This is a genomic window from Candidatus Jidaibacter acanthamoeba, assembly GCF_000815465.1.
In the GTDB taxonomy this organism is placed as follows: domain Bacteria; phylum Pseudomonadota; class Alphaproteobacteria; order Rickettsiales; family Midichloriaceae; genus Jidaibacter; species Jidaibacter acanthamoebae.
In genome coordinates, this window is sequence record NZ_JSWE01000234.1 from 1 (window position 1) to 10,845 (window position 10,845).

General features: G+C 32.8%; 11 protein-coding genes. 3 read left to right on the forward strand and 8 right to left on the reverse strand.

Going from position 1 to position 10,845, the window contains the following annotated elements:
• A partial coding sequence (locus NF27_RS10695; RefSeq protein ID WP_084212976.1) for a transposase occupies window positions 1-275 on the forward strand: 275 nt, incomplete at its 5' end.
• The gene (locus NF27_RS10700; protein ID WP_239647846.1) at window positions 236-1,135 is read left to right on the forward strand and encodes an IS3 family transposase; all 900 of its coding nucleotides are present in this window, start codon (window positions 236-238) and stop codon (window positions 1,133-1,135) included. The genes NF27_RS10695 and NF27_RS10700, both read left to right, overlap by 40 nt.
• Here NF27_RS10700 and NF27_RS10705 read toward each other — a convergent pair.
• The 7 genes from NF27_RS10705 to NF27_RS10735 form a co-directional block, all read right to left on the reverse strand.
• Entirely contained in the window at window positions 1,095-1,844 is a 750-nt protein-coding gene (locus NF27_RS10705; protein ID WP_039459541.1) for a DUF4158 domain-containing protein, read from the reverse strand. The two genes, NF27_RS10700 and NF27_RS10705, sit on opposite strands and share 41 nt — an antisense overlap.
• A 26-nt stretch (window positions 1,845-1,870) precedes the next feature.
• Entirely contained in the window at window positions 1,871-2,461 is a 591-nt protein-coding gene (locus NF27_RS10710) for a recombinase family protein (RefSeq protein WP_039459543.1), read from the reverse strand.
• A gap of 223 nt (window positions 2,462-2,684) precedes the next feature.
• Window positions 2,685-5,027, reverse strand: coding sequence for a heavy metal translocating P-type ATPase (locus NF27_RS10715; protein ID WP_084212979.1), 2,343 nt, complete (start codon window positions 5,025-5,027; stop codon window positions 2,685-2,687).
• Window positions 5,028-5,096: 69 nt separating this feature from the next.
• On the reverse strand, window positions 5,097-5,387 hold the full coding sequence (locus NF27_RS10720) for a metal-sensitive transcriptional regulator (RefSeq protein WP_039459546.1): 291 nt from the start codon (window positions 5,385-5,387) through the stop codon (window positions 5,097-5,099).
• Between the two features lie 445 nt (window positions 5,388-5,832).
• Window positions 5,833-7,422, reverse strand: coding sequence for a nucleic acid/nucleotide deaminase domain-containing protein (locus tag NF27_RS10725; protein WP_039459549.1), 1,590 nt, complete (start codon window positions 7,420-7,422; stop codon window positions 5,833-5,835).
• A gap of 171 nt (window positions 7,423-7,593) precedes the next feature.
• Complete coding sequence (locus NF27_RS10730; RefSeq protein WP_039459552.1) at window positions 7,594-7,809, reverse strand: WGR domain-containing protein; 216 nt, start codon at window positions 7,807-7,809, stop codon at window positions 7,594-7,596.
• A gap of 32 nt (window positions 7,810-7,841) precedes the next feature.
• Complete coding sequence (locus tag NF27_RS10735; RefSeq protein ID WP_039459556.1) at window positions 7,842-8,525, reverse strand: hypothetical protein; 684 nt, start codon at window positions 8,523-8,525, stop codon at window positions 7,842-7,844.
• A 588-nt stretch (window positions 8,526-9,113) separates the two neighbouring features.
• Between NF27_RS10735 and NF27_RS10740 the strand changes: the two genes are divergently transcribed.
• Complete coding sequence (locus tag NF27_RS10740; RefSeq protein WP_039459559.1) at window positions 9,114-10,184, forward strand: ankyrin repeat domain-containing protein; 1,071 nt, start codon at window positions 9,114-9,116, stop codon at window positions 10,182-10,184.
• A 99-nt stretch (window positions 10,185-10,283) separates the two neighbouring features.
• Here the strand turns inward: NF27_RS10740 and NF27_RS10745 are convergent.
• Window positions 10,284-10,845: recombinase family protein (locus NF27_RS10745; RefSeq protein WP_239647845.1), on the reverse strand; the 562-nt coding region annotated here is incomplete at its 5' end.

Here is a 10,845-nt window from a genome sequence, read left to right on the forward strand (position 1 = left end):
AAGGAATGAGTAAACTGAGGAAATATAGTAAGGAATTTAAAGAAGAAGCAGTTAAGCTAGTTAGAAATAGCGGCAAAACATATAGTGAAATATCGGGAGATTTGTCGATACCTAGGAGTACATTGGCTCTATGGATGAAAGGAAGAGAGAGCTTAGGGGGTGAAAGCAGCTTAAATAAAGAAGAAATAAAGGCACTAAGGAAAGAAAATCTTATTCTAAAAGAAGAAAGAGAAATATTAAAAAAGGCCTTAGCCATCTTTTCAGGGAAAAAGTAGAAAGGTTTAAATTTATGCAGAAATATAAAGATAAATTTAAACTTGAGAGGATGGCTAAAATGTTAAAAGTATCGCGTAGCGGGTATTACAAATATTTAAATAGTAAGATTGAGAGAAAAGAAGATAAAGATTTAAGGTTAGTAACGGAAATTAAGGCGATATATAGCTATAGTCGCAGTACTTACGGAAGCCCGAGGATTTATGCCGAACTGAGATTAAAAGGAGAAAAGGTAAACAGGAAAAGAGTAGAGCGCTTAATGAGAATACATAATATTAAGGCAAAAAGAAAAGGCGGATATAAGATAAGGCATAAACCTGCTCTTAGAGAAATAAAAGAAAATCTGATAAAGCAAGATTTCAGGTGTAATAAACCTAATGAAAAGTGGGTTAGCGATATCTCATATATACCTACTTCTTTGGGGTGGATATATTTGGCAGTAATATTGGATTTGTTTTCCAAAAAAGTTGTAGGTATGGCACTAGACTCTAAAATAGATACTAATCTCATAATCAAAGCTTTTGACCAGGCTATAAGCAGAAGAGATATAAATCATGGCTTGATATTTCACTCTGATAGAGGTAGCCAATACACTTGCGGTAAATTTCAGAAAATCTTAGCTTTGAAGCAAATCAGCTGTAGTATGAGTGCTAAAGGTAATTGTTATGATAATGCAGTTGCAGAGAGCTTCTTTAGTACTTTGAAAACTGAAATAAATTGTAAATTCTATAATTTACATGATGCTAAAACCGGTATATTCGAGTATATTGAGTGCTGGTATAACAATAAACGTCTACATTCTTCTTTAGGATACTTATCTCCTAATGAGTTTGAAAACCTTTATTATAATAATTATACATAGACAACATTCGTCTACACAACAGGGGGAACTTCAGGGATGAAATAGTTGCAGATGGTGGATATTCTTTTAGTAACTGAAAGGGGGAAGCCTGGATATCTGCTTTTATTACTAATAGGCTGTCAATTTCAGTTTTAAGTTTAGCAGGAAGACTTTGATAAAGAGTATCAAATAATTGCTGGTGGACTTCCCCACAAACACTAATAATTAATCGCTCTAGAACTGTTGGACCAGGTAAGATTACCCGCGTCGTAAGCAGATAATGCTCTGCTTTTTCGAATAACCCATTTGGCAGATTTCCTTGCTTAGCTAAAACATGCAGCCATTTAATAAGCTGATTTTGTATATTTTCGTCATATTTGCGAAAACCTAAATATTCTAGAATGCTTTTACGCTGTTCAGAAAAGGTAGCATCTCGTTCTGGACTCATAATAGCTAATGATGGCGGTAAATTTAGCTGCTCATTTAAGTAGTTGATAATCCGTACAGAAACAGTGTTAGTATTACTAATAAAGCGACCATATAATCGAAGTGCACATAATTGTAATGCTATGAATGTTCTAAATATTTTGCGATAATTACTAATTTCGTGCTTATCTGCAGCAGATAATGTCCAATCCCGTGCCATTTCCTCATCAGAGAATTCTTGGGGCATACTTATGGGTTGATATCGCTGTCGTGAATTTAGAAATCCTTCATTTGTTGTTCTCATTTAGTATATTAAGATAGGCTTTTAATTTATTTTTTATTATAACTACTGACTGGAACATTTCTTCTTCGTAAGTAATTATAAAAGGTTGCTTTTGCAATTCCCAGCTGCTTTATAATCTGATTAACACTTAATTTACCTTCTTTATAAAGAGTTTCAGCAGCACAAGCAGTCGATTCAGCTTCTCTAGATAATCCTTTTGGTTTACCACCAAGCCTCCCCCTAGCTCTAGCGGCATTCAAGCCAGCCCTTGTACGTTCTTGGATAAGATCACGTTCAAACTCAGCGAGAGAGGCAAATATATTAAATATCAATCGTCCCTGTGAAGTAGTAGTATCAATATGATCATGTAAGCTTCTTAGGCCTACCCCTTGCTCAATAAACCAGCTAACAAGCTCTACTAAATGCTTTAAAGAACATCCAAGCCGGTCTAATTTCCATACTATAACCACATCACCTCTACGCAACTGAGAAAGCATTTCTTGCAATTTTGGGCGTTCAGATTTAGCTCCACTCATAACCTCAGTATAGATTTTTTCGCAGCCTGCTTTTTCTAAGGCATCAATTTGTAAATCTAAACTTTGATCTCTAGTTGAAACTCTTGCATAACCAATTTTCATCAAATAACTACTTTAAAAGTATATTTTAACCAGTAATAAAAATTTATATATACTTTGATACAGTGTACCAGTATTATAGACAGGTATTTGGGTAAAAATCAATATATATTTAGTTTCTAAGAAAGTCTAAAGTAATATACATTATTTTAGACTTTACCATTTTACCTTACTTTGTATTAGCTTCGCTTAGGTAGGAATAAACAATTGCCAAATTATCAAATTATTAATTAGATAACTTTATCTTAGAAATTCTAATTGAATTAAGAATCACAGATACTGAGCTTAGAGCCATTGCTGCACCTGCAACTACAGGGTTAAGTAGCCACCCAAATACAGGATAAAAAGCACCAGCTGCAACTGGAATTAAAAGCGTGTTATAAATAAATGCAAGGAATAAGTTTTGGCGAATATTACGCATAGTAATACGACTAAGACTTATAGCCTTAGCTATACCATTTAACTCACCTGACATTAAAGTAACTCCGGCACTTTCTATGGCTATATCTGTGCCTGTTCCCATAGCTATACCAACATCAGCTTGTATGAGAGCCGGGGCATCATTAATACCATCTCCGGCCATAGCCACCTTATGTCCTTGCTTTTGAAGCTCACTAATAAAATTATATTTATCATCCGGTAGTACATTAGCTTTTATTGTATTTATACCAATTTCTTTTGCTATAGCACTAGCAGTTATATGGTTATCTCCTGTAAGCATTATTACTTCGACTCCAGTTTGTTGTAGAGCCTGTATTGCGGCTTTAGTTGTTGGTTTAATTGCATCAGCTACTGTAATAATTCCCATAAGTTGATTATCTATTGATAAATACATAACCGTATGGCCCTGTTGAAGGTAGTTCTGAACTTCAGTGTCTGCTATACTTGTATTAATATTTAATGAATACATTAATTCTTTATTGCCTAGCGCTATATTATGCTTCTCTATTAGTCCAGTTACTCCTTTCCCAGTAATTGATGAAAAATTACTATAAGGCTTTAGGATAACCCCTTCTGCTTGTGCAGCTTTAACAATTGATTCAGCTAGAGGATGCTCACTACCATTTTCTAAGCTTGCTGCAAATGTCAAAAGTTCAATATGATCTAGACTATTACCTATTGGTAGAAGATTCATTAATCTAGGCTTCCCTTCAGTTAAAGTACCTGTTTTATCAACAACAAGGGTATCAACTTTTTCTAAAGTTTCGAGAGCTTCTGCATCTTTAATAAGAATACCTTCACGAGCGCCAACCCCAGTACCTACCATAATAGACATAGGTGTCGCTAGTCCTAGAGCGCATGGACAAGCAATAATAAGCACAGCAATACTAGTTAATAAAGCATAGCCAATTTCAGGTTCAGGACCAAATATATACCAAGATAAAGCAGTAATCATAGCTATAATAATCACAACTGGTACAAAGTAGGCTGCAACTAGATCTACAAGTCTTTGTACAGGAGCACGACTGCGTTGTGCTTTAGAAACCATATCTACAATTTGAGCAAGCATTGTATCTTTACCTACTTTTTCTGCACGCATCGTGAAACTACCTGTGCCATTAATAGTCCCGCCTATAATAGGATCTCCAATACCTTTTTCTAAAGGTATTGCCTCACCAGTAACCATGGATTGGTCTATTGTACTATTACCCTCAACTATTATACCATCAACAGGTATCTTACTACCTGGTTTTACTTTAAGTATATCTCCTGTATGGATATACGCTATAGCAACTTCTTGCTCAGTGCCATCTGAGTTTATAATAATAGCAGTCTCTGGCGCTAACTCAAATAACTGCCGTATAACTTTACTTGTATAAGAACGTGCTTTTAACTCTAAAATTTGCCCCAGTAATACAAGTGCTGTAATTATTGCTGCAGGTTCAAAATATACATCAATTGCTTTATTGCTGCCAACCCAGCTAGTTATTATACTAGGTACAATAGTAATCAATGTACTATAAACATAAGCAACCCCAATACCTAAGCCAATTAGTGTAAACATATTTAAATTACATGTCCGAATAGATAACCAAGCGCGTTGGAAAAAAGGAAATCCTGACCATAAAACTACAGGAGTGGCAAGCAACAACTGGAACCAATTAAAGTGAGAGCTATTAATTAGCCAATGCAACAATTCGCTCTTAAAAAAATGCCCTCCCATATTAAGAATTAATAATGGTAATGATAATATAACTGCCACTTTAAAGCGAAGAGACATATCATTCAGCTCACTATTATCTTCTTCAGCGCTATACAAATTTTCTGGCTCTAATGCCATACCGCAAATATTACAAATACCTGGACCAGCTTTCTTTACTTCAGGGTGCATGGGGCAGGTATAAATAGCACCTTTTACTACTTCGGTAATATCTTTTTTATGGGTATGACAGCAAGAATGGTTTTCAGTTTCTATATAATTACTAGTGTTCGCCTGAAACTTTTCTAAACAAAGTTTGCTACAGAAGTAGTAAATAGTACCCTTAAAGTTATAATTAAACATAGTATTTGACGGAACTACTTTCATTCCACATACTAAATCTTTTACCTCTACATTTTCAGCTATCATTCTTCCCCTCAAGAAAATTGTTAATACAATTATGGTGACATAAGATAAATTAATTATAAATTTACCTAGTTATTCAAATCTTTTTAGAATTTCTTTGACTTCTTGGATTTTCTGTTTTTGATCCTCTGTATCAGTAGACTGAAAAGCTTGAAAAACACAGCTTAATATGTGTTTTTCAAGTAGCAGTAACTCTAAGTTACGGACAGCTGAACGTACAGCTCGAAGCTGGGTAAGGATTTCAGGGCAATATCGCTCTTCATTTATCATTTTCTTTATACCGTCCAATTGCCCATTGATACGATTAAGTCTTGGCAATTCATCCTTATATGATGGATGTTTATGGCAGTCTTTTTTAGTCATAAATACTTTTTCTTTTATACTATACCCCTGTAGGGTATATTATTACAAGCGTTAATGTCAATATTAATTTTGATATAAGGCCTAATAACCCGGAAATTATGCTATGCTGTAAAATTAGGAGTATTAGGCTCATTCATGTCAAAAATTACGGTTTGAATAATAATTTATAGTCCCAAACCGTAATTTTCTGTTCAAATGCTCCCGCTGGTCCATGTTTAATTAGATAAAAAAATTAAATTTTAGATATAGATAAAAGTAGAACACCGCTGGTAAAGCAATGTTCTACTCCTTATTTATAGAGTTATGCATATGTTAAATACATAAATGTTTTAAAGTATTATATCTAACATCTCCCTTCAAAGATAATATCATGATAAATTAATGACCTCGGCTTCCTTTATGAGTTGAAGCTTGATTCTGTGTTTTTCTAATGTGTTCTGCTTTACTACCTTGCTAAGGGTTTTTTTTCTTGGTTACTCGCATATTGATTACCATTGGTATGGTTTTTACTACCTCTATTCGTTTGTGTACTATAATCTCTTGCTTGGGTGAAATTATTTTCCACCCTACTTACAAAAGGAGCTCTTATTATATTCTCATAAACCTCAACATTTGAATGATGGTTTAGCCTTCTTTCAGGAAATAGTGGTTCTAGGTATTCTAAGTTGCTTTCTTCGGTTTTCATAGCAGAAGATTCCGAATCTGAATGCATTTCTTTTGCTTTACCAATTTTTGTTTCTGCCTTGTTTAACAATTTAAAATGATATTTTTCAACAAAAGGAGGTGTAGGCCATGGATATTGGTTATTATGAAATCCTCTTGTTTCAACAACTTGTTTAATAGATTGGTCATCAACCTCTGTATTTATACCTTTACTTTTTTTATTTATCTGTTGGACAATATTTGCACAATCTCGACAACATAGTTTTGAGATACCTATATAAATAGCTGGATTTTGTTTGAACAAACTTCTCCTTGAACTATCAATATATTCTAATATTCTCATTTCTGCATGAATACCAATAGAAATATCGGGAATGCCATTAGACATACTGGGTTTATATTCTTGTTCTTTATTTATATCTATGTAATCTTCCATTAGTGCTTGCCGCAAAGGAATATTATATGTATTTCCGTTTGTTAAAAATTCAATAACTTTAGAAATATCACTAAACATTTTTTCAGATAATTTCCTAAATTTATTTTCTATATCTTTTTCCAATTTTATCTCTTTATTTTGAAGTCGCTGAAATTCTAATTCATTATCAGCTATACCTTTTTTTATATTTTCGATCTTTTTTATTATAAGAGCGTTTGTATTTTGACATGAATATTTCTCTAAAGCTTTTTTAAGTTTTTTAGGAGTAATGTCTATGTCTAAAAGTTTGAATATTTCTCTCTCTTTATCTTTAATTTCTTTTATTTTATCACGTAATATTTGAGCATCTGTTGATCTTGACATCGTTACAGCTTGCTTAAAATCTTGCCTGCTATCATAAGCCTTTTTATATTCATTATATGAGCTATAATCCTGAATATAACTATTATATTTTTGATCAACTTTAAGTAATTCTTTCTTCATTTCATCTAATTTACTCATTATACTTAATAATTTACCCTTAGTTTCTTTTAAGTCCGTTCTTAAAAGAATAATTTCACTAATTATTGGGCTTTCATGATCTTTATATTTTTCATAAATTGATTCACTTCTTAGTTTCTTTCTCCATTTAACCATATCTTTAGATTTCCAAGCATCATTATATGAAAGATTGTTTTTCACGATGTATTGAAAAAATTTCATATAGTTTTGTACTAAGTGAGTATTAGTACCTTTATTACTTGCTACAAGGAGCTTTCCCTCATATAAACTTACAGCTGCACATTTTTCCTCACCACAGATAAGGCGAGCAATTGAATCCAATCTTCTATATTCCTTTGGTTGTTCATGTTGAGTTCTTTTATGATCTTGATTTCCTTCTCCTCTATGAGGTCTATTCCCTGAATAATGCTTATTACCTTGATAACCTTTTCTCATTTTTACTTTTTCATATTAAATTACCACATAATCATACCATGGAACCACTCAAGTATAAATTCGTTTTTCTTACATATACTGATAAATTATTAGGTTTTATTGAAATATAAATATAATAGTTCAATTATTATTTAAATATATAAAGCATTACAAGAGATGTGTTGCAGAGAGTTATACTATTTTATAGTGTCTACTCACCCTTCTTTTTCTAATATTTTCTATTTCTTTGGTTGCATCATCTATATGATTAAAAGTCTGTACAGCTAGATTACCTAAGTTATTTTGTAATCCTCCCCATGACTTTATTAGTGTCCATTCGTTAAACAGGTTTTGCTGTAGCCTTACCGTATAGTACCTACTATCACTTCTCCACTTCCAAATCCCCAACTCTAGCTTCAGAGCTTACCTCCTACTAATGTTTATTTAGTCTTTTGGAAACGTTCATACTTAAGTTCATTTGTTGTCTTATCTGCAAGTAATACGCCTTTTTCAAATATTCTAACGACTCTATTATTACCTATTTCCCCTAATATTATTTCTGATTTTGATACTCTTAATCCCTTACGACCTATTGTTGCATTCGTGTATGCATAAATGGTAACCGCTACAATCATTAACAAACAACTTACAAATAAATTAACCTCTTCGCTTCTAATAAATCTAGCATTATTTCCTCTCTTAAATTCGGAGAAAACAGCACTTAAAACCCAATATGAGATAAAAACAAGCACAGCTGGTATATTGAGAATTACTTCGGTAATGTATTTAGGATACAAAGCATATATTGCTATAAGAGATAGTGGCCAGTACTTAATAGCATATTTAACGACCTTATGGTGGTTAGACTTAATGGTTATATACTCCATAAACTTATTAAGATGGAAAGCACTAATTATAGCCCCTGTAAAACCTAATATAGGTGCTATCATATCTGAAAAACTATAAGGAAGATGGCGAATATCAAAACCAACAACTAACGAATATATGCTTTCATAACATGCATATAATACAAATGCGAAAACTATTATAAACGGTAAGTATTTTTTATTAATACCAAACATCCTATTCATTTCTTCTTGCTTTAAAGACTCGATTGCTTCCATGTTATTATACAGTTTGTTTTAATATTAACTTACTTGCTAGCAGTATCATAAAAGAAAAGCAATTGTTATTTCTATCAATATGCCACCTTTATTTAATAATTTATATAATACTTTGTGATTTAAACGATCATTATTAATTTTATGGAATTAGTGTTACTTTAATAAGAATATAGTTATTCATTAACAGAACTCTTTCCTCCAGGTAAGTGCCTATATAAATTAGCAGGTGAGATCGCCTTGCAGCATCTTCAACTGTAATCTTAGAATCGCGCAGTAATGCTCTTGCTGCTACTAAGTCTTCTTGAGTAAGTGCAGGAGGCCGCCCTCGTTCCCTTCCAAATATAGTATAATGCTTTCAGTGGATTAGCTGTTCAAATAATAATTAAGCAATAATACATATAAACTAATATTTTTAAAATATACTTATATCACCTTGAGTTTATATTGACTTATATTTATATTTTCCTCTTAAATAGGGCAAATACTTTTATTATATAATTAATTAGTCATGTTATTTCAATAGATATAAAAGCTAATATACAAGTTACTTTATTTAGATTTTATACACGCTTATAATAAAGGATAAAAATGAAAGAAGGTTTAGATGCACTCTGGGAATTAATCCAGGATGAAAAGAACCGTAAATTAATAGATTTAGTAAAAAAAGGGGAACCTATAGATGAAATCATTAATGCCGGTGCTGATATAAATGTGAAGAACCAAACAGGACATACCCCCTTAATTATTGCTGCTTATCAGGGGCATAATGAAAATGTAGAGACACTATTAAAAAGTGGAGCAAATATTGATGAGAAAGATAATAATGGTAATACAGCATTAATTACTGCTGCTGAAGAAGAAAATCAAGAAATAGTAACAACTCTTTTAAATTGGAATGCTAGTATTAATGAGAAAGCTAATAATGGTAATTCGGCACTATTGAATTCTGCTTTTGCCGGGGACAAAGAAACCCTAATAATTCTTCTAAATAGTGGTGCTAGTATTGATATAAAGAATAAGAATGGTGAAACAGCATTAATGATTGCTGCTGTAGAAGGACATAAAGAGATCGTAGAAGTTCTTTTAAATAGTGATGCTAGTATTGATATGAAGAATAATGATGGTGATACAGCATTAATGCTTGCTACTTTAGAAAATTATAAGGAAGTAGTAGAAATACTTTTAAATAGCAATGCCAATGTTAATGAGAAAGCTAATGATGGTACAACAGCATTAATGATTGCTGCTCAAAATGGCGAGTTTGATATAGCGATTACCTTGATAAAAAATAATGCGGATGTCCATCAAAAAAATAATGATGGTAAGACTGCCATAGAGTTAACAACTAATGAAAGCATTAAGAGCTTACTTACACGAGTGACTTCTTATCAAACTAAAGTACCTAAGCTTCTTAATATTCTGGTTCAATATTTAGCAAATACCCTTCTTAATTACAAACAATTCTCAGATATATCAGAGAAAAAGCTGATCTTACCTGACGAACTGGTATATGCAATTGAAATTGATGCTGTACCTAATAAATTCTCTGATAAGTTTATTGTAAATCCTTCTAGGAGTAAGATAGATTCTTGGGCAGCAAAAATCCAGGCAGAGCAACAAAAGATAGAATTAGATAAAGAAGGCTTAGGGATTGTATAGGAAGAGCAGTTTGTTATTGGAGCACTTAACTAAAAAAGTTAGGTGCAGAAAGTTTCTAGTTATGCACAGCATATAAAACTCCATACGTTTAATCTGTCTTTATTCATTAACAGAACTTCTTCCTACAGGTAAGTGCCTATATAAAGTAGCAGGTGATATCTGAAGGCGCCTTGCAGCATCTTCGACTGTAATCTTAGAATCACGTAGCAACGCTCTTGCTGCTACTAAATCTTCTTGAGTAAGTGCAGGAGGCCGCCCTCCTTTCCTACCAAGTAGGTGTGCTGCTTTTAATCCGGCCATTGTACGGTCACGAATAAGTGAGCGTTCAAATTCAGCTAATGCACCAAATATATAAAATATTAATTTCCCGCCTGAATTTGTAGTATCAATTGCTTCAGCCAATGAGCAAAGGCCAATACCTTGCTTTTCCAATAACTCAATTGTGTCAATTAATTGCTTTAGTGATCTTGCTAAACGATCGAGCTTCCAGACTACAAGCACATCCCCCGACCTCATATAACTTAATGCAGCTTTCAGTTCAGGGCGTTCACGTTGTGCACCAGATGCTTTCACAATAAATACTTTTTCACAATTAACTTCTTTCAAAGCATTTAGCTGTAAATCTAAATTTGTTCTTGGGTTGAGACCCTTGCATATCCTA

What these genes read in the sequence shown, in the direction of transcription:
- NF27_RS10740 (WP_039459559.1), top strand. Translation starts at nt 9,114, where the DNA reads ATGAAAGAAGGTTTAGATGCACTCTGGGAATTAATCCAGGATGAAAAG.
- NF27_RS10710 (WP_039459543.1), bottom strand. Translation starts at nt 2,461, where the DNA reads ATGAAAATTGGTTATGCAAGAGTTTCAACTAGAGATCAAAGTTTAGAT.
- NF27_RS10725 (WP_039459549.1), bottom strand. Translation starts at nt 7,422, where the DNA reads ATGAGAAAAGGTTATCAAGGTAATAAGCATTATTCAGGGAATAGACCT.
- NF27_RS10715 (WP_084212979.1), bottom strand. Translation starts at nt 5,027, where the DNA reads ATGATAGCTGAAAATGTAGAGGTAAAAGATTTAGTATGTGGAATGAAA.
- NF27_RS10705 (WP_039459541.1), bottom strand. Translation starts at nt 1,844, where the DNA reads ATGAGAACAACAAATGAAGGATTTCTAAATTCACGACAGCGATATCAA.
- NF27_RS10735 (WP_039459556.1), bottom strand. Translation starts at nt 8,525, where the DNA reads ATGGAAGCAATCGAGTCTTTAAAGCAAGAAGAAATGAATAGGATGTTT.
- NF27_RS10720 (WP_039459546.1), bottom strand. Translation starts at nt 5,387, where the DNA reads ATGACTAAAAAAGACTGCCATAAACATCCATCATATAAGGATGAATTG.